This is a genomic window from Aquabacterium sp. A08, from assembly GCF_011742065.1.
Map to the genome: position 1 here is coordinate 1 of NZ_JAAQQT010000484.1, position 385 is coordinate 385.

The 385-nt window shown below is 65.5% G+C and carries 1 protein-coding gene; it reads right to left on the bottom strand.

The features are described 5' to 3' along the window. On the bottom strand, positions 1–385 hold a 385-nt coding region (locus HA630_RS02765; RefSeq protein WP_166832240.1), incomplete at both ends, for a porin.

Genomic DNA, 385 nt, shown 5'->3' on the forward strand with positions numbered 1-385 from the left:
ATGCCAGCGGCGTACAGGCGCTCGTCGGCCGACTTAACGCCGGTCACAGCGTTCTTGCGGCTGGTGTCGCGCCAGCCGGCGTACAGGCTGGTGCGTTTGGACAGCGAGTAGGTGGCGCCCACGGCAAAGCCCGAGCCCTTGGCAGTGGTGGCGCCGGCGGCGTTCTTGGACTTGCTGCTGGCGTAGCCCACAGAGATGTTGAACTTGTCCACCGGCACGTTCACGCCGATGCTGTACTCGTTGTCTTTGGCGTTGCTGCCGTTCTTGGCGTGTTGGTAGCCGGCCGACAAGCGGGCCACGCCAAAGTTGTACGCGCCCGACAGGGCGGTGTACTCGCGGTCGCTGCCGGGGGTGGATTCGTGCTTCTGTTCCTGGTAGCCCAGGC